Annotated in this window: 17 protein-coding genes and 1 tRNA gene; 7 read left to right on the plus strand and 11 right to left on the minus strand. The window is 67.9% G+C overall.

The window, feature by feature from the left end; all coding sequences use genetic code 11:
- Positions 1-44 precede the first annotated feature (44 nt).
- Together G4H71_RS05640 and G4H71_RS05645 are read right to left on the minus strand one after the other, a co-directional pair.
- Entirely contained in the window at positions 45-1,229 is a 1,185-nt protein-coding gene (locus G4H71_RS05640) for an ABC transporter permease (RefSeq protein WP_083342796.1), read from the minus strand.
- A gap of 3 nt (positions 1,230-1,232) precedes the next feature.
- Positions 1,233-2,072 carry an ABC transporter ATP-binding protein gene (locus G4H71_RS05645; RefSeq protein WP_072736012.1) on the minus strand — a complete coding sequence of 280 codons (840 nt, stop codon included), beginning with the start codon at positions 2,070-2,072 and terminating at the stop codon, positions 1,233-1,235.
- Positions 2,073-2,201: 129 nt separating this feature from the next.
- On the opposite strand from G4H71_RS05645, the gene G4H71_RS05650 reads away from it, so the two are divergent.
- The 4 genes from G4H71_RS05650 to G4H71_RS05665 all read left to right on the plus strand — a co-directional run bounded on the left by G4H71_RS05650 (position 2,202) and on the right by G4H71_RS05665 (position 4,489).
- A tRNA-Arg gene (locus G4H71_RS05650) sits at positions 2,202-2,274 on the plus strand.
- Positions 2,275-2,732: 458 nt separating this feature from the next.
- Positions 2,733-3,641, plus strand: coding sequence for a hypothetical protein (locus G4H71_RS05655; protein WP_072736013.1), 909 nt, complete (start codon positions 2,733-2,735; stop codon positions 3,639-3,641).
- A gap of 30 nt (positions 3,642-3,671) precedes the next feature.
- Positions 3,672-4,037: a hypothetical protein gene (locus tag G4H71_RS05660; RefSeq protein WP_072736014.1), complete on the plus strand. Its 366-nt coding sequence runs from the start codon at positions 3,672-3,674 to the stop codon at positions 4,035-4,037.
- Between the two features lie 74 nt (positions 4,038-4,111).
- Positions 4,112-4,489: a hypothetical protein gene (locus G4H71_RS05665; RefSeq protein WP_185280466.1), complete on the plus strand. Its 378-nt coding sequence runs from the start codon at positions 4,112-4,114 to the stop codon at positions 4,487-4,489.
- Between the two features lie 125 nt (positions 4,490-4,614).
- Here the strand turns inward: G4H71_RS05665 and G4H71_RS05670 are convergent, their stop codons facing one another.
- Complete coding sequence (locus G4H71_RS05670) at positions 4,615-5,016, minus strand: RidA family protein (RefSeq protein WP_072736016.1); 402 nt, start codon at positions 5,014-5,016, stop codon at positions 4,615-4,617.
- Positions 5,017-5,100: 84 nt separating this feature from the next.
- On the opposite strand from G4H71_RS05670, the gene G4H71_RS05675 reads away from it, so the two are divergent.
- Entirely contained in the window at positions 5,101-6,156 is a 1,056-nt protein-coding gene (locus G4H71_RS05675) for a helix-turn-helix transcriptional regulator (RefSeq protein ID WP_083342797.1), read from the plus strand.
- On the opposite strand, the gene G4H71_RS05680 is transcribed toward G4H71_RS05675, so the two are convergent.
- Positions 6,057-7,403, minus strand: coding sequence for a flavin monoamine oxidase family protein (locus G4H71_RS05680; protein ID WP_072736017.1), 1,347 nt, complete (start codon positions 7,401-7,403; stop codon positions 6,057-6,059). The genes G4H71_RS05675 and G4H71_RS05680 overlap by 100 nt on opposite strands.
- A 177-nt stretch (positions 7,404-7,580) precedes the next feature.
- Between G4H71_RS05680 and G4H71_RS05685 the strand changes: the two genes are divergently transcribed.
- Positions 7,581-8,195, plus strand: coding sequence for a TetR/AcrR family transcriptional regulator (locus tag G4H71_RS05685; protein ID WP_072736018.1), 615 nt, complete (start codon positions 7,581-7,583; stop codon positions 8,193-8,195).
- Positions 8,196-8,202: 7 nt separating this feature from the next.
- Here G4H71_RS05685 and G4H71_RS05690 read toward each other — a convergent pair whose 3' ends face one another.
- From G4H71_RS05690 to G4H71_RS05700, 3 genes are all read right to left on the minus strand, one after another.
- Positions 8,203-8,838, minus strand: a complete 636-nt coding sequence (locus tag G4H71_RS05690) for a vitamin K epoxide reductase family protein (protein ID WP_083342798.1) — start codon at positions 8,836-8,838, stop codon at positions 8,203-8,205.
- Between the two features lie 82 nt (positions 8,839-8,920).
- A complete protein-coding gene (locus G4H71_RS05695) occupies positions 8,921-9,310 on the minus strand; it encodes a hypothetical protein (protein ID WP_139183121.1) in 390 nt (129 codons plus the stop codon).
- Between the two features lie 156 nt (positions 9,311-9,466).
- Entirely contained in the window at positions 9,467-11,758 is a 2,292-nt protein-coding gene (locus G4H71_RS05700; protein ID WP_072736020.1) for an ATP-dependent DNA ligase, read from the minus strand.
- A 139-nt stretch (positions 11,759-11,897) separates the two neighbouring features.
- Here G4H71_RS05700 and G4H71_RS05705 point away from each other — a divergent pair, with 139 nt between their 5' ends.
- Positions 11,898-12,800, plus strand: coding sequence for an ABC transporter substrate-binding protein (locus G4H71_RS05705; protein ID WP_139183122.1), 903 nt, complete (start codon positions 11,898-11,900; stop codon positions 12,798-12,800).
- Between the two features lie 48 nt (positions 12,801-12,848).
- On the opposite strand, the gene G4H71_RS05710 is transcribed toward G4H71_RS05705, so the two are convergent.
- From G4H71_RS05710 to G4H71_RS05725, 4 genes are all read right to left on the minus strand, one after another.
- Positions 12,849-14,435, minus strand: a complete 1,587-nt coding sequence (locus tag G4H71_RS05710) for a substrate-binding domain-containing protein (protein WP_072736022.1) — start codon at positions 14,433-14,435, stop codon at positions 12,849-12,851.
- A gap of 40 nt (positions 14,436-14,475) precedes the next feature.
- Entirely contained in the window at positions 14,476-14,907 is a 432-nt protein-coding gene (locus G4H71_RS05715; RefSeq protein ID WP_072736023.1) for a type II toxin-antitoxin system Rv0910 family toxin, read from the minus strand.
- A gap of 240 nt (positions 14,908-15,147) precedes the next feature.
- The gene (locus G4H71_RS05720; protein WP_074700593.1) at positions 15,148-16,782 is read right to left on the minus strand and encodes a monocarboxylic acid transporter; all 1,635 of its coding nucleotides are present in this window, start codon (positions 16,780-16,782) and stop codon (positions 15,148-15,150) included.
- Positions 16,779-17,132: a DUF485 domain-containing protein gene (locus tag G4H71_RS05725; RefSeq protein WP_072736025.1), complete on the minus strand. Its 354-nt coding sequence runs from the start codon at positions 17,130-17,132 to the stop codon at positions 16,779-16,781. Before G4H71_RS05725 ends, G4H71_RS05720 begins: the two co-directional genes overlap by 4 nt.
- Positions 17,133-17,187: the final 55 nt, after the last annotated feature.

Raw genomic sequence — 17,187 nt, forward strand, 5'->3', positions numbered from 1 at the left:
CCCGGGCGTGCTCGACCCGGCGGCGCGGCCGCACCGGCAACCGGTCAGGCGATCCGCACGCCCTTCGGCAGCTTGCCGGCAGGCACTCGCAGCCGCCGGGCGGCAACGGTCACGCCGACGGCGCCGAAGACGACGTTGGCCAGCAGGCCGAGATACCAGCTGTCGCCGATCCGCGCGGCCCCGTGGGCCTCCTTCGCCGAGTAGAACGTCTGGCGCCGGGTGGTGTCGCCCGTGCCGTAGTAGCCGGTCGATTCGTCACAGCTCGGGACGGCGACGTACGGCCCCGTTCGCGCGTCGGACAGCACCCTGGCGACCGACGACGCCACCGTCGGGGACGGCGGCCGCTGCCCGATGTACCAGCCGTAGCGGTCGGGATTGTCCTGCCCCGCGACCACGTCGGGAAGGATGAGGAACGGGTTGGGCGCGAGCAGCCACCAGATCCGCTCGGTGTGGTGGAAGGTCACGGTCCTCTCGACATCCCGGCATTCGGGCACACCCTCGGGCCATGTCTCGGAGGTGACGGCACGCGAGGTGTACTGCGCTCCGACCACCCGATGATCCTGTGCGGTGGTCGAGTACAGCATCCCGAACAGGGCCGGCAGCCCGAGGATCAGGAAGAACACGGTCGCCTGGGTGAGAACCGCGGACCCGGCCGGCCGGGCGGTGAGGGACGAGAAGCCCAGTCCGATGCCGCAGTAGCACGCGAACAGCAGGCAGAGGACCACCACGCCGAGTACGCCGGAGCCGATTCCGTAGGGCGCGGCGACGATCCCCCAGACGAGGTACGGCGACGCGACGACGATCAGCGCGAGGCAGCAGACCCAGTTGCCGACCAGCTTCCCGATCGCCAACTGCCAGTTGCTGATCGGGGTTGCCTGCACCACCGCGAGGGTGGCGTCCTTACGATCGCCGTTGATGGCGGTAGCGGTCAGGGTGGGCGCCAGGACGATGCCGAGGAACAACTCGGCCGCCATCACGATCGCATACAGGTTCTGCGACCAGTCGCGATAGTCGGCGCTGCCCGCAATCATCGCGACATACATGGACCCGAAGACGATCAGGGAGATCACCACGAAGGCGATACCCAGTGTGATCTTCCACCGGGTGGTGCGCAGACGCTGTCGGAGTTCGAGTCCCACGAGGACGCCGACGACCGACCACCACCGGCGGATCCGGTGTCCGCGTGAATTCGCCGGTTCGGTGACGGGCTCGCGCACGGTACTGGTCACGGATCAGGTCCTCTCCGCGTCCAACGCGAGATAGGCGTCTTCGAGTTCGGTGTCGACCCGACAGAACTCGGCGACGTTGGCGCCGGCGGCGACGAGTTCGCCCAGATGGCGAGCGGCGGCCTCTTCGTCGGCGAAGCTCATCATCCGCGCGGAGGTGGCCGGCTGACCGGCTTCCCGCACCCGCCACCGGTGTCCGGTCGGGCGGTCGGAGTCCCGGGTACGCCCGGCCGTCATGATCACCACGTCGTCGACCATCTCCGAGAGTTCGGTGAGGATGTGCGAGGAGATCAGGACCGCACATCCCGCATCCGCCATCGCCCTCAGCTGGTCGCGCAGCTCCATGCGGGAGCGGGGGTCCATGCCGGAAGCGGGTTCGTCGAGCAGCAGAACTCGGGGCCGGTTCACCAGCGTGCGCGCGAAGCCCAACCGCTGCTTCTGTCCCCGGGACAGTTCGTGTGCGGGGCGGTCGGCGAACGCGGAGAGGTGGACCAGGTCGAGGAGCTCGGCGGCGCGCAGACGCGCCGCACTCGCCGCCTGCCCGTGCAAGCGCCCGAACGTGGTCAGGATCTCGGTCGCCGTCAGACTGTCCCAGGTACCGAACACGTCCGGCATCCACCCGATCACCGCACGTAGCTGCGTCGAATCCACCTCCTGATCGTCGAGCCGGAGGGAGCCGGAGTCGGGGGCCAGCAGTCCGGCGAGCATGAGGAGCAGGGTGGTCTTGCCCGCGCCGTTGGGGCCGACCAGGCCGGTGATGGTGCCCGGCGTCAATGTCACGTCCGCGTGTGCGACAGCAGTGTGCCGGCCGAACGTGCGCGTCAGGCCGCGAGCCGTCAGTGCCATGTCGCGACCCTAGTCGACCTCGGCGACGCAACCGTGCACCCGGCACGCGACCATGGTGTGCGTGGTGGACGGGGTTGCCGATACACTCTCCTGGCGCATGCAGGGGTCTCGTACTTCGCTTCCGCGCACGCCCTCGTAGCTCAGGGGATAGAGCACGGCTCTCCTAAAGCCGGTGTCGCAGGTTCGAATCCTGCCGAGGGCACCCTCTTCTCTATGCCTCCACCACCAGGCGCCTCTCCGTGCGAGCGGTGACGTCAGAGCCGAACCCGTACAGATCGACCGCCGAATCTGAACAAAGGTAGCTGAATATTTGCCGCCTGGGGCGCGCTGTGATCGGATCAAATCATTCCGGTCAGGTTCCGGGCAGCGAGGGGCCGGTACACAGTGAAACGGATTCGACAGAAGGTGGCTCTTGCCTCGGCATGCATCCTCGGACTACTCGCAGTCGCAACCATTGCCCTTGCCATGCCGAATGCGTCGGCCGAGACACCCTCGGAACGTTGCCAACGAGAAACTGTGCAATGGAATTCGGCGTACGAGGCGAGCTGGCGCGCGGCCAATCCGGGCAGTCCCGGTCCGCCACCACCGAATCCGGTGCCCTATGTGTGCGTCGACCCCGGAAGAGTCCCGACCGAAACGACGACACCACCGGCGCCCACGATGGGCCCCGCACCGACCGGTGTCGACAACGGCGACGGTATCGGTGTCCGCGGCGGATACATCGGGGACGTCGGGACAGGCACCGACCTCGTCCCCGACCCGCAGGCGCAGTTGCCGGTGACGAATGTCGGGGCGATCCTCGATCCGACCACGGTCACGGTCGCACCCCCGCCGCCCCCGCCCGTCGAGCAGCCGGTCGCGCCGCCGCCTGTGGTCGAGCAGCCTGTCTGGCAGCCCGACCCGTCCGCCGAGAGTGGGAGCGGCTCTGGCAACAGTGGTGGCGGCGGTTATGCCGGCGGCGGCAGTGGTTACGGTGCACCCTCGACGCCGACCACTGCACCCGAGCCTGAAGCGGCCGAGGACGAAGGGGGCGCGATCACCATCGGGTTCCCGGCGGTGATCGGCGGCCTGTTCGGTGGCGCTGGGGCCGTGATGGGTGCGTTTGCCCTGTTCGCCACGGTGTTGGCGGTGGCCGGCGTCGCCTGGGCGGCAACCCACCCGGCCGAGTTTCAGCGGATGCTCGAGGACGCCGCCCGCGCAGCCGGAATCGCGTTCGATCGGCTGCGAGAGCTGATGGAGCGATTCTTCGCCGACAACCCCCGGCCACTCCCCCCGCCACCCGAGAACGTCAAGGGCTGGGACGACGTCCAGGAGTACCTTCGATCACTCCCCCGAGGAGACAACGGTGGTATCCGGACCGTCGAGACGAAGGAGGAACTCGCCCGTGTGCTCGACGACCTCGTCGAACACGCCGTCCCGGGTTCCTTTGCGCCGACATACAAGGGAGACGGTTGGGTACTCCCCGACGGAACGCTCATCGGCATACGGCCTGACAGCGAAAGTGGAGGCAGAACCATCGACATACAGCAAGCCGAGGGCGAAGCAACCCGGAAGATTCACGTCAAGTGACGTACGGACACAAGAGAACGGGAGCTACGCATGGCAGACTTCACCGAAATCGAGCGGTTCATCCTGTACGACAGCAATGACGACTGGGTGTTCGGGTTCAACCCCTACAGGACGTTCAAGCTCGCTCTCGGAGATGAGGACGCGGCAACGCGCACCAACGAGGCCTATCAGAACCTGGTGCGACTCGGCCTGATGGACATCGGACACGTCGGCGGCGACGCGGGGCCAGGCTTCCACCCCTGGTCAGGCGGACCTGACACCCAGATCGCCCGACTGCAGGAGCTGGCGCGACACCCGGAACCGGAAGAACGAGTCGGGTTCTGGGGACGAGCCACGCCCGAAGGCGAAAAGATCGCCGCCATCATCCCCGACGAGTGGTTCGGCGACGACGACTGAACACACTGCAACCCCGACGACGGCACACACGTCGAATCGGTTGCACCCCAGCCGAAACGCGAGAGACACAGGAAGTGCGAACACACATGTCGGACTTTACCGAGATCGAGCGGTTCATCCTGTACTGGAGCAACGACGACTGGGTGTTCGGCCCTCCAGTGTCCTCCGGATTCGAGTCGGACTTCAGCGCCGATGAGGCAGCAACACGCACCAACGAGGCGTATCAGAACCTGGTGCGACTCGGCCTGATAGACATCGGACACGTCGGCGGCGACGCAGGACCAGGCTTCCACCCCTGGCCAGGCGGCCCCGACACCCACATCGCCCGACTACAAGAACTGGCAACACACCCCGAACCGGAAGAACGACTCGGATTCTGGGGACGAGCCACACCCGAAGGCGAAAAGATCGCCGCCACCATCCCCGACGAATGGTTCCGCGACGACGACTGAGCACGCATCCGGCAGCCTGAACGACGCGCAAAAGGCTTGCCGCCCGATGCGGCGGATCCTGGCGTCCACCTCATCCTGCATCGGGCCGCACCCATTCCTTGCTGTTCCTCCCGACAGTCGCCTGCTCAGGGCCGTACGGCCAGCGCCTCGACCTCGAACAGCACGTCCGGCGCAGCCAGGCTCGCCACACCGACGAGAGTCTGCGTCGGCGGAGTCCTACCCCAGATCTCCCGTACGGCACCGGCGATCGGCCCGAGCTTGCTGACGTCATGGTCCACCACGTAGGTCCTGAGTTGAGCGACATCGCTCAGGTCCAGACCGTGGGCGGCGAGCGCGACACCGATGTTGTCGAACGTCCGCTTCACCTGCTCGGCGAAATCGTCGGAGACGACTGCCCCGTCCGGTCCGGACCCGTACTGCCCCGCGACCAGAACCAGTTCCGCACCTGCAGGAACAGCCGCGGTGTGGCTGTAGCCGAACGGGACCGGGTCGTGCAGGCCATCGGGATTGACAATGGCGTGTGCCATGTGGAGCTCCTCTCGTAGGCGACGAAACAAGCCTCGCAGCGATACACGACATCCTGTGTCATGTATTCCGATAGAGTTTTTCGCATGCGCGCCGACCGGTTGGTCTCGCTGGTGCTGTTGCTGCGCCAGCGCGGCCGGCTGTCCGCGGCCACCCTGGCCCGTGAGCTTGAAGTCTCCACCCGCACCGTGCTGCGCGACATCGAGGCGCTGTCCGCGGCCGGCGTCCCGGTCTACGCCGAACGCGGCCGGCACGGCGGCTTCGCACTGCTACCCGGTTTCCAGACCGAGCTCACCGGACTGAACCACGACGAGGCGCTCGCCCTGCTGGTCGCCGGATCACGCCGCGGCGCACAGGTCTTCGGCCTCGGATCCGCGCTCGCGTCGGCCATGCTCAAGGTGGTCGACGCGCTCCCGGAGAGCTATCGGAACACCGCGGCCGGAGCGGCCCAGCGATTGCTCATCGACCCGGAGACCGATCTCCTCGCGCGCCGGTCCGTCGCCGAGGAAGTACCCGACACCATCGTCGCCGAGGTCCGGCGCGCGGTGTTCGCCGGACACAAACTGCGCATCCGCTACGCCGCCGCGGATCAGGCACCGAAGTGGCGCACGGTGGACCCGATAGGGCTGGTCACCGCACGCGACCAGGGGTACCTGCTGGCCACGAGGTCCGGCGCGGACCGTACCTACCGGCTGTCTCGGATCTCGGCCGCCCAGGAACTCGCCGAACCCGCGCAGCGACCGGAGCGAGTCGACCTGGACCGCGCCTGGCAGGAACGCAGCGCGCGGTTCCGGACCGGCGGCGACCAGGTGACCGTGTCGGTGCGGGTGGACCCGGCGCGGCGGGCACACCTGGTGGACACCGCGCTGACCATCGGCGCCGAAGAACCCGAAGTGGACGGCTGGCTACGGCTGGAGGCGGTCTTCCAGGACCCGCGACATGCCGAATGGGCGGTGTGGCAACTCGCCACCCACGCGGAAGTACTTGCACCGCAATGGTTGCGCGCCTCGCTGCGCGAGCGCGCCACGACGCTGGCTACCCGCTACGACGTGCCACCCGGAGAGTCGCGCCCCTCGCGGGCCAGCGCCGCAGCCACCTCGGCCGCGACCCGGACACCGGATTCGACGGCGCCCTCGAAGTAGCCGGCGTGGTCCGCCGCGGTTTCCGTGCCCGCCCAGTGGATGTCGCCGACCGGTGTCGAATCGACCGGGAGGAAGCCTTCCGTGGTCCCCGCCACGGGCAGCGCCAGATACCCTCCGCCGACGTACTCGTCCAGATGCCAGGACTTCTCGTGCCAGCTCACCGGCTCCAGCACCTCGGGTCCGAGGTGGTCGGTGAGCACGCCGAACAAGGCCTCGCGACGTTCCGCGGGATCGAGGCCGTCGAGCGTCCGCGCTTCCGGCCCGCCCACCAGGACACACAGATGCCCCGGGCCCTCCGGCGGGCTGGTGTCGAACACCGCCCGCCCCGGCGCGTCGAGTACGAGGAACTCCCCGTCGCTGCGGTCCCGCCAGAACGGACGATCGTAGACCGCAATGGCCTTGTAGACCGTCCCCATATAGGTGTTGCGCACCAACGCCTCTCGACTCTCCGGGAGCGGCGGGTCGAAGGCGATCCGCCGCACCATCGGCGGGGGCACGGTGACGATCACCTTGGCCGCGTGCACCTGTCCTGAGGTCGTGTCCACGGTGACCCCGTCGTCGTTCGCGGTGATCGAGGTGACCCGATGCCCCGGCAGCACCCGCTCCCCGAGTTCGGTGGCGATGCCGTCAGCGAGCGCACCGATCCCCTCCACCAGGAGGGAATCCTGTGCGCCGCCGCGCGTGGACAGCATGGTGCGCAGACCACCCTGCCTGCGGACCATCGTCGCCATCGCCTGGATCGACATCCGGTCCGGGTCGGCGGTCCAGGAGATCAGCGCGATCACCTCGAGCAGACGACGCGACGTGCGACCCGGAACCTTACCCAGCCAGTCGGCGAGGGTCGCCGTGTTCCATCGCTCGAGTACACCGATCCGGGAGAGCGCCTCCACGCCGGCGAGTACCGCACCGGCGACCAGCATCGACGGGATGCGCACTCGCCGCACACCGTCGACCACCGCGGGAACCGTTCCCGTGTGCATCGGGAACTTCGTCGCTCCGAGTTCGGTGGCCAACGCGGTGACGCGGTGATGGTCGTGGCCGATCCACTGCCCACCCAGGTCGACGTGTGAGCCGAAGGGCGTGACCTCGCTCAGCGCCCGCCCACCCCATCGGTCGGCGGCTTCGAGCACGAGCACCTCGATACCCCGCCGGTGCAGTTCTCGGGCCGCGATCAACCCCGACAGGCCGGCACCGATCACCGCCACGGTGGTCTCCGCCGGTACTCCGGATTCCTGCGCTGGTCGCATCCTCTGCCCCTGTCCCGTGGCGATACTCGTACGAGGAGAAATCTAAGTCGGACAACCGTCCGACATTTAGTAGGCCACACGTCGCCCTCGCTGCGCAAGGCCTCCCCGTTGCTACTGTGAACGACGCGGTCGGACGTCCGACATACCGGTGATGCGGGGCCGCCGAAGGAGGAGCGCGTGGCATACGTCAAGGCCGCCGACCGCGAGGCGCAGATCGTCGAGGCGGCGATCCGGGTGCTGAGCACCGTCGGCGTGGCGAACACCACCTTGCGCGCCATCGCAGCCGAAGCCGACATCCCGCTGGGCACGTTGCACTACGTCTTCCCGTCCAAGGACACGTTGCTGCGCGCGGTCATCGCCGCGCTGATCGACGAGGTGCTGGTCACCGTGAAGTCCGGCCTCGAACTCGACCGCGGGGTGGCGCACGCGATCCGGCAGGGGGTCACGCGATTCTGGGACACGCTCGTCGAGGGCGACCTCGGGCTGCAGATCATGCAGTACGAACTGGCCATGTACTCGGTGCGCAGCCAGGGCCCGGGCGGTCTGGCTCAGCTGCAGTTCGAGCGGTACACCGCACTGGTCACGGAGTTCTGTGCACAGGCCGCCGAGGCCGCCGGCGAGCGGTGCGCCGTCGATTTCGGCACGCTCGGGCGGCTGTCTCTCGCCGTGCTCGACGGGCTGATCGTGCAGTACGTGACCGACTCCGATCCGGCCCGCGCCCGTCGCGACCTCGACAGCGCGGTCGAGATGGTGATCGGGTACGCCGACCCCCAGACCGTCGCCTACAGGTAGAACAGGCCTACAGGTAGAACAGGTAGGCCACCAGGGCGGCGACAGTGACCACCCACACCACCACCGGCAGGAGGTGGTTGCCGGCGGCGGACACCACCTCTGCGCGCACCGGCGGAGAGAAGACTCCGTGGTGCAGATTCCGCAGCGTGACGTACCAGAAGATCGGGACGGTGACGAGCCACACCACCATGCAGTACGGGCACAGGGATCCGATGACGAACAGGCTCTGGGCGATCAGCCAGTGCACGAATACCACCGCGGCGGTGACGCCCACCTGCACCCCGAGCCAGTACCACCGGGCGAACCGGGCGCCGGCGAGCAACCCGGCACCGGTGGCCACGACCATCGCGAACCCGGCGATTCCGAGGAGCGAGTTGGGGAACCCGAACACCGAGGCCTGCGCGGTCGCCATGACCGCACCGCAGTCGAGGACGGAGTCGAAGCTGCAGGACGGGATGTAGTTCGCATCCGCAGCCAACGCGAACTTCTCGACCGTGAGTACGAATGACGCCACGAGCCCGACGACGCCACCGATCAGCAACAGCCAGGGCAGCGACCGCGCGAACGGTGCCCCGTCGCGCACCTCGCGCGGCGGGGCGTCACTGTCGGGAGAGGACTCCACCGGATCGGGAGAGTGGCGCATGACGCCATGTTAACCAGCATCGATAGGAAGAAGCTGAGACCGACCCGTCGTATCGATCGGGTACGAGCGTCAGAAGCAGCGATCAGCCTGAGCGCGCCCCGGACGGAGCCGGGCGGCCGTCCTCCAGCGTGGTGGCCACGCGGGCCACCTCCCGCAATGCGTAGTCCACCGCGTCCTGGAACCCACGGCCACGAACCAGCGTCATGTCGACGGCCGAGCTCTTCTCCTCGAGCCGGTAGCGCACCCGATCGAGTGCATGCGCCGCCCGCGACAGGCGCGCGGAACCGGAAGGTGCCCGGTCCAACAGGCCCCAGAAGCCGACGTGCCTGGCCTGCTCGTCCAGCAGGCACAGCCGGGCTGCGCGCAAACCCGATCGATATCCCCGCGCGTGATCGTCCTCTCCCACGGAGCCGTCGATGACGGCCTCGAGCCGTGCTCGCAGGCCGTCGAGCATTCTCGCCACATTGGTCACGACGTCACGACCTCGTTCGAGGTTCGAGATTCGGGATTCGGGCCCTCGCCCTGCTCCGGGATATGTCCGCCATTGCCGCACACCTTTCGAAAGCGCCAACCACAAACTGGATCCGACCATACGCGAGAAGTAGGAAAAAGCCAGTCGCGCAGTGGATCACCTGCTCCGACGCACCTCCCCAGGTGTCTTGTCGTCACGCAGGCCCCGCCAACTGGTGTGCCGTAGCCGCTGGGCCTCGGTCCAGTCCATGTACCGCACCTCCCCGACGAGCGTCGGCGTCACCCACACCGCGTCCCTGCGTTCGGCGGCCGGCAGTTCGCCGGCGAAGGGGCTCGTCTTCCGTTCGAGCTGGGACAGCGCCGACATCAGGTGGGTCAGCTCCCGGTCGGTGAATCCGGTTCCCACCTTGCCGATGTACTCCAGTCCGTCCACGCCGGGGAGACCCAGCAACAGTGATCCGAGGCTGCCGGACCGGGCGCCCCGACCCTTCCGCCAGCCCCCGATCACCACCTCCTGGGTGTGCCAGTTCTTCACCTTGATCCACGATCTGCCGCGCTTGCCCGGTAGGTACACCGACTCCCGCCGCTTCGCGACAACCCCCTCCCACCCCGCCGCACGGCTCGCGGCGAGGGCCTCGTCGGCCGGACCGTCCAGTGGAGCAGGAACATTCAGTCCGTCGACCTTGGCCGCCAACGCCTCGAGCACCCGCCGCCGATCGCTGTAGCTCTTGCGCAGGAGCGACACCCCGTCGAGGTACAGGATGTCGAACGCGAGATACTCCGGAGGCGCACCGTCCTGGAGCAGCGAGAAGCTGGCCACTCCGTGCGCATCGAAGGCCACCACCTCGCCGTCGAGGACGACGTCGTGCCCCGCCAGCACCTCGGACAGCCGCCCCAGTGCCGGATAGTCGCGCAGCTTGTCCCGCCCGATCCGGCTGCGCAGCTGGAGATTTCCGGCATCGAACTCTGCGATCACCCGCACGCCGTCCCATTTGCCCTCGAACACCCAGTCCGTCGCGTCGAGCCCCTCGACGGGTCCCGGCGTCGCGAGCATGGGCGTGATGTCGTGCGGGAACGGGGCTCGGCCGGAGGGTGCACGCACGGCACCCTGATCCTTGGTGCGGTGCACCAGCCACTGGTTCCCGTTCGTGCGGATCAGTGCATAGCGCCCGCTCACCCGTGAGCCGTCGAGTCGCACGATCACTTCGTCGTCGCGCCACTTCTCGGTCTCGTAGGTACCGGTGTCCCAGATCTCCACCGATCCCGCGCCGTACTCGCCCTTCGGGATCGTGCCGGAAAAGCTCGCGTACTCGACGGGATGATCCTCCGTGTGCACCGCGAGATGGTTCTCCGCCGGTGTCGTGGGCAGATTCTTGGGCACGGCCCAGGACACCAGCACTCCGTCCCGTTCGAGGCGGAAGTCGTAGTGCAGTCGCCGTGCGTGATGCTCCTGGATGACGAAGGTGTCGTCGGCACCGTGTGGGTGGACCGTGTCGGGAACCGGCTCGGGAGTACGCGCACGATCCCGCATGCCGCGATAGGTGTGCAGCCGGTCCGGCTCGGCCACCGGTGGGTCGAGCCCCTCGAGCAGATCCCCGTCGGCCCGAAACCGCTCCAGCACTTCCTCGTAGCCCAACTGGCGCAGTTCCGGATCGTCCAGTTCGGCCCAACTCCGCGGTGCCGCGACCCAGGGCTGCGCCCGCCCCCTCAGCGAGTAGGGGGCGATCGTCGTCTTCGACGGATTGTTCTGGCTCCAGTCGACGAAGACCTTCCCCGGACGGACGGACTTGGCCATCGTGGCGGTGACCTGCTCGGGGAGCAGGGTCTCCAGGCCGACCGCTACCTGCTTCGCCACCGTCGACGCGCCGTCCGGGGCGAGGTGTCGGTCGAGCGGCACGTACACGTGCAGGCCCTTGCTGCCGCTGGTCACCGGATAGGCGGTCCATCCCAGTTCGCGCACCAGGTCCCGGATCGCGCGGGCCACCGCCGCACATTCCGGCAGGCCCACCCCCGAACCGGGATCGAGATCGAACACCAGCCGGGTGACGGGCCCCCGGTCTCCGCCGACGAATCGCCACTGTGGCACATGCAGTTCGAGAGCGGCCTGTTGCCCGGCCCACGCGAGCGCCGCGACCGAGTCCAGCACCGGGTACTGCACGTACCGATGCGAATGCTCGATCGCGTGCCGTTCGATCCATTCCGGGGCCGAGGTCGGGAGGTTCTTCTCGAAGAACGGTTCGTGATCGACCCCGTCCGGCCAGCGCTTGCGCGTCACGGCGCGATCGGCGAGGTGGGGCAGCATCGCCGGGGCGATCTCGGTGAAGTACTCGATCACCTGCCCCTTCGTGGTGTCGGCCTCCGGATACAGCACCTTGTCGAGATTGGTCACGGCCAGGGCCCTGCCACCGATCTCGATCCGCTGCTTGCCGTCACTGCCGCGGCGCGCCATTCACACCTCCGGGAGATCACCGTCCGCAAACGTCACAGATACATATGCATTGTGCGCCGCGCGCCCACATCCCTGGCACGGATCGTGCGCTGCGGGCAAGATGACGCGAGTGTCCCGTGCCCTGCCGACCGTCGCAACGATGCTGACGCTGACCGCCGTACTGGCGACCGGTTGCACCGCGAGCGCACCCGTCGAACCGTCCGACACCGACCCCGCGCCACTGTCGGTGCCCGACCCCGCGCCACTGTCGGTGCCCGACCCCGCATCGCTGTCGGCGTCGGAGCCCGTGGCCGGATGTGGCCCCGGCAGCGGCGCAACGAAGAACGACGGCAGTCTGACGTTGGCCACCGACTCCCCCGCGTACCCACCCTGGTTCGCCTCGGACGACCCCGCGAACGGCGAAGGCTACGAGGGGGCCGTGGCGCGGCAGGTCGCGGAGCGGCTCGGATACGATTCGGACAGCGTCCGATTCGTGGTCGTCCCGTTCGCCGACGCACTCGCTCCCGGCGTCAAGGACTTCGACTTCGCGATCAACCAGTTCACCATCTCGGACGACCGGCGCAGTGCCGTCGACTTCTCCTCGCCGTACTACGCCGTCGCCCAGGCGGTGGTGGCCCTGCGCGAGAGTCCCGCGGCCGAGGCACGGTCGACCGCCGATCTCGTCAGGTTCCGGCTCGGCGCCCAGGAGCACTCGACCAGCCTCGGCACGGCCGCCGCGACGGTGCAGACGGAGCTACCCGGTACCGCGTACGCCACGAACGACGACGCCAAGGAAGCGCTGCTCGCCGGCGAGATCGATGCCCTCGTCGTCGATCTCCCCACCGGGCTGCAGATCAGCGAGGAGCTGTCCGAGACCGTGATGGTGGGCCAGTTCTCCCGGTCCACGGCCGCGCCGGACCGATTCGGACTGGTCCTGGAGAAGGACAGCCCGATGACCACCTGTGTGTCCATCGCGGTCGAGACCCTGTACGACAGCGGCGTCCTCGACGCACTGGCCGGCACCTGGATCACCGACACCGCGGGCGTGCGGGTCCTCGACTGAGTCACTGAGTCACGCGGCGCTCGATGTCACCCGGGTCCTCGACCGCTCTCAGCCGGTGCGGCTCTCCAGCGCGTCGACGAACACCGTGGGGATCTCCGACGGCGTCCGTGCCACGTGACTGGTGCCGCCGGTGACCGACGAGATCCGTTCCAGCACAGCAGCATCGGCATCGTCGGTGATGCCGATGGTGACCACGAGCACCGGGCGGGCCGGGTCCTGCTCCGCTTGCAGCGTCGCGAGCAGTTCCTCGAGCCCGATACTGTTCGGGTCCTCGTTCGATCCGTCGGTCAGGATGATCACGCTGTTCACGTAGGCCGGGTCGTATCCGTCCTTGACCTCACGGAAGGCGGCCAATGTGGTGTCGTAGAGCGCGGTTCCTCCACCGACGCGATCGGGCAGCGAGCGTAGGCCCTGCACCAGTAGTTCGCGCTGGCTGGAGCCGTCGACGTCCTCGTCGAGCGGGCGGATCGGCACGATCTCGGTGTGGTCGCGGGTACCGCTGTGGCCGGTCGAGAAGACCCACAGTCCGAGCTGCGCCGCGTCCGGGAACAGCCGGCTTCCGGTCTCCCCCGCCTCCGCCGCCAGTGCGACCCGGGTGCGGGATCCCGCCGTGTAGTTCATCGAGCCCGAGACGTCCTGGACGACGAGTGCCCGCGACGGCTTGGCGAGCACCGAATACTTGGTGAGCGTGTCCACCACGACCGCCGGCTCACCGACCCGCAACGACGGCACGTCACCGACGCCGCGACCGTCCGGCAGCGCCGCGCGGTCGGCGCCTCGGAGCCCGGACTCGTGCAGCGCAGCCACCCCGGCTTCGCCGGCCAGCGCCTCGGTCAGCGCGGAGCCCGCCTCGTCCACGCCGTCGCCGTCGGAGGTCACGATCAGCGGGTAGTCGAGGAAGACGCTGCCGGTGGCGGGCACCGACGCCGACACCGTCGACACACCGACGGCCTGCTGCTCGGACACCACGGCGATCCCACCGCGCGCGGACACCCCGTCCAGCCGGGCCGTCGCCGAAGGAACGGCCGCGTCGGCGGCCTGTGACTGCGCCATCGACACGAGCGCACCGATCACCGCATTCGGGTCGGCGGCATCGGACTCCGCCTCGGCGAGTGCCGCGACGACCGGCCCCGCGGACACGGTGTCCGACTGTGGGTCACCCAGCTGCAGACCCTGGACGCGCACGACGTCGAGCCAGGAAGCGAACTCGACCTGCTCACCTGCCTGGGAGACGAGGACGATCGGCGTCGCCGCGAGCGATTCGGTGGCCACCGGGTACACGGTGCCGGCCGCCGAGGCGCGCGCGACCGAGAGCGAGGAATCCGGGATCCAGAAATTCGGCGCATCCTCGCCAGGAGTGGGGGGTTGCGCCGAGTCGCGTTCGGAGACCGAGAAGCTCGCGCATCCGAGGTCGCCGGGATCGGTGTCGGAGACGACCTTTCCGACCGCCGCGGCGATGCTCGGGTCGGCGGCCACCGTGTACTCGGACACCTCACCGCAGCCCCCGGTCGCGGACGCCACCACGTACGCGCCCGCGCCGACCACCAGCAGGGCCGCCACCGCAGCACCCGCGTAGACGAGGCCGCGACGCGATTTGCGCTCGGCGAGGTGTTTGGCCTGGTGCCGTCCGCCCATGTTCGAACCTTCTTCGCGACTCGATCAGAGTGCCGGCACGTCAGCCGTACAACTCGACGAACTTCTCCAACGACTTGTCGATATCGCCCTCGAGTGCCTTGGCGACGCCCTTGCCTATGGGACCGAAGAGCGGCGCCCCGCCGAGTTCGACGGTGAAGGCGACCTCCGACCCGTCGCCCTTCTCCGAGACGTCGATGACCAGGCCCAGCTTGACCCCACCCTTGCCGTCACCCTTGAGAACCAGGCGCCGCGGGGCGTCGTACTCCTTGATCGTCCACTTCACCCGGTTGCGCAGGCCCTTGACGGTGACCACCGAGCTGAGTTCGGTGCCCTTCGCCAACTGTGTCGGAAGCTCGCTGCGCCAGCCCTCGTGCACGAGGAACCAGGTGCCGAAGTTCTCGAGGTCGGACGCCTTGTCCCAAGTCTCCCCGGGCGGGAGAGGGACGTCTGCCTTCGCGATGAGTTTCGCCATCGGTGCAGCGTAGCGCAGGTGTGTTCCAGCGCACCCACGGGTTCGTCCCGGTCCCCCATCCGGACGACCCGGCACAAGGATGAATGGCTCCTTCGTCGCCACTATGGCGATGAAAGAGCCATTCATCAGTGCTGTAGGCGATGAAAGAGCCATTCATCAGTGCTGTAGGCGATGAAAGAGCCATTCATCAGTGCTGTAGGCGATGAAAGAGCGATTCATCCGGTAGTGCTCGGGGGTGGATCAGTGGGAGACGGCCTTCTCCACACCGACGCCGGTGAGGGAACGAACCTCCATCTCGGCCTGCTTCTCCGGATCCTCGAGCCGGTTGCGTCCGACGTACGTGCCGACGATGCCGAGCACGAACGCGAGCGGGATGGACACGAGGCCGGGGTTCGAGAGCGGGAACCAGGCGAAGTCGGCGTTCGGGAACATCGACGACGGACTGCCGGAGACCGCCGGGGAGAACACGATCAGCGTCAGGCAGCTGATGAGGCCACCGTAGATGCTGAACAGTGCGCCGGTGGTGTTGAACCGCTTCCAGAACAGCGAGTACAGCAGCGTCGGCAGGTTCGCGGACGCGGCGACGGCGAAGGCCAGCGCGACCAGGAAGGCGATGTTCTGCCCCATTGCCATGATGCCGAGCACGATGGCCAGCACTCCGATGACGACGACGGTGATGCGGGAGACGCGCACCTGCTCTTCCTCGGACGCGTTGCCGCGCTTGATGACACTGGCGTAGATGTCGTGTGCGAACGACGCCGACGCGGTGATCGCGAGACCCGCCACCACGGCGAGGATCGTCGCGAAGGCGACCGCCGAGATGATGCCGAGGAAGATCGTGCCGCCCAGTTCGAACGCCAGCAGCGGTGCCGCCGAGTTCTCCCTACCCGGTGCGGCCATGATCGCGTCGGGGCCGACCATCTTGGCGGCACCGTAGCCGAGCACCAGCGTGAACAGGTAGAACGCGCCGATCAGGCCGATCGCCCAGGTCACCGAGCGGCGCGCTTCACGAGCGGTGGGCACGGTGTAGAAGCGCATGAGCACGTGCGGCAGGCCGGCGGTGCCGAGGACCAGGGCGATACCGAGCGAGATGAAGTCCAGCTGGCTCATTCCGCTGATGCCGTACTTGGCACCGGGTGCGAGGACGTCGGTGTCCGCGATCGCCGGGTTCGCCGAGGCGCTGACGGCGGTCTGGGCGTCCGCGAGCAGCTGCGAGAAGTTGCCCTTCACCGCGAACAGCACGAGCACGAACATGATTCCGGCACCGGCGATGAGCAGGACGGCCTTGACCATCTGTACGTACGTCGTGCCCTTCATGCCGCCGACGAGCACGTACACGATCATCAGGAGGCCGACGACGGCGACGACGATGCCCTGTCCCGTCTTGCCTTCGATGTCGAGGAGCAGCGCCACCAGGCCACCGGCGCCTGCCATCTGCGCGAGCAGGTAGAACAGCGAGACCGCGAGTGTCGACAGCGCGGCCGCCATCCGAACGGGACGCTGCTTGAGCCGGAAGCTGAGCACGTCGGCCATCGTGAACCGGCCGGTGTTGCGGAGCAGCTCCGCCACGAGCAACAGGGCCACGAGCCAGGCGACGAGGAAGCCGATCGAGTAGAGGAAGCCGTCGTATCCGTAGATCGCGATGGCCCCGGCGATTCCGAGGAACGACGCCGCGGACAGGTAGTCGCCCGCGATGGCGAATCCGTTCTGCGGGCCGGTGAACTGCCCACCGCCGGTGTAGAAGTCGGATGCCTTCTTCGTGGTGCGGCTGGCGCGGATCACCAGACCCATCGTGACGACGACGAAGACACCGAAGATGGCGATGTTGAACAGCGGGTTACCGATGTCGGTGCCGCCCTGCGCGAGGATGTTCACTGGACCGGGCCTTCCAACTCGTCACGGATCACGGCCGCGCGGGGATCGAGTTCCCGGTTGGCGAATCGGACGTAGATCGCGGTGATCGCGAAGGTGGTCACGAACTGGCCGAGCCCGAGGATGATCCCGAGATTGATGTTGCCGATGACCTTCGTCGCCATGAAGTCGGCGGCGTAGGTGGCGAGCAGTACGTACGTGACGTACCAGACGAGGAAGAACGCCGTCACCGGGAAGACGAAGCTGCGGAGGCGACGACGGAGTTCCTGGAACTGTGGGCTCGCCTGCATCTCCACGAAGGCTTGCCCGTCGGGCGCCGGCCGTTGCGCGGCCCCCAGATCGGTTGTGGTCACTGCTGACTCCTTGGTCGCGTGTGAGGTGGTGATGTACGCCGACGTTATTGAGAGC

It is taken from the genome of Rhodococcus triatomae, assembly GCF_014217785.1.
GTDB lineage: Bacteria > Actinomycetota > Actinomycetes > Mycobacteriales > Mycobacteriaceae > Rhodococcus_F > Rhodococcus_F triatomae.

Excerpts from the sequence above, each read along its gene's own strand:
- G4H71_RS05655 (WP_072736013.1), top strand. The coding sequence starts at position 2,733 with ATGGGCCCCGCACCGACCGGTGTCGACAACGGCGACGGTATCGGTGTC.
- G4H71_RS05715 (WP_072736023.1), bottom strand. The coding sequence starts at position 14,907 with ATGGCGAAACTCATCGCGAAGGCAGACGTCCCTCTCCCGCCCGGGGAG.
- G4H71_RS05645 (WP_072736012.1), bottom strand. The coding sequence starts at position 2,072 with ATGGCACTGACGGCTCGCGGCCTGACGCGCACGTTCGGCCGGCACACT.
- G4H71_RS05700 (WP_072736020.1), bottom strand. The coding sequence starts at position 11,758 with ATGGCGCGCCGCGGCAGTGACGGCAAGCAGCGGATCGAGATCGGTGGC.
- G4H71_RS05710 (WP_072736022.1), bottom strand. The coding sequence starts at position 14,435 with ATGGGCGGACGGCACCAGGCCAAACACCTCGCCGAGCGCAAATCGCGT.
- G4H71_RS05680 (WP_072736017.1), bottom strand. The coding sequence starts at position 7,403 with ATGCGACCAGCGCAGGAATCCGGAGTACCGGCGGAGACCACCGTGGCG.
- G4H71_RS05705 (WP_139183122.1), top strand. The coding sequence starts at position 11,898 with ATGCTGACGCTGACCGCCGTACTGGCGACCGGTTGCACCGCGAGCGCA.
- G4H71_RS05675 (WP_083342797.1), top strand. The coding sequence starts at position 5,101 with ATGCGCGCCGACCGGTTGGTCTCGCTGGTGCTGTTGCTGCGCCAGCGC.
- G4H71_RS05690 (WP_083342798.1), bottom strand. The coding sequence starts at position 8,838 with ATGCGCCACTCTCCCGATCCGGTGGAGTCCTCTCCCGACAGTGACGCC.
- G4H71_RS05670 (WP_072736016.1), bottom strand. The coding sequence starts at position 5,016 with ATGGCACACGCCATTGTCAATCCCGATGGCCTGCACGACCCGGTCCCG.
- G4H71_RS05660 (WP_072736014.1), top strand. The coding sequence starts at position 3,672 with ATGGCAGACTTCACCGAAATCGAGCGGTTCATCCTGTACGACAGCAAT.